The 217-nt window shown below is 53.0% G+C and carries 1 pseudogene; it reads right to left on the bottom strand.

Annotated elements, in window-relative coordinates:
- A pseudogene (locus B2Z72_RS06760) lies at window positions 1-217 on the bottom strand (hypothetical protein); the annotation flags it as partial.

Here is a 217-nt window from a genome sequence, read left to right as displayed (position 1 = left end):
TCACATCAATCGCCTTGTCCGGCAGGTTGCGGTCAGTAATATAGCGATCCGCCAACTCTGCAGCCGCGCGCAGCGCTTTATCGGTGTAACGGATATTGTGGTGCTCCTCAAAGCGGCTCTTAAGCCCTTTCAGGATTTTATAAGTGTCGTCAACTGACGGCGCTGCGACATCGATTTTCTGGAATCGACGGGTCAGCGCACTGTCCTTCTCGAAGAT

The sequence above is a fragment of the Thalassolituus sp. UBA6592 genome, assembly GCF_002433655.1.
Lineage (GTDB): Bacteria > Pseudomonadota > Gammaproteobacteria > Pseudomonadales > Oceanobacteraceae > Venatoribacter.
The sequence above is the reverse complement of the archived record's forward strand: the minus strand, read 5'-3'. Positions and strand labels throughout refer to the sequence as shown.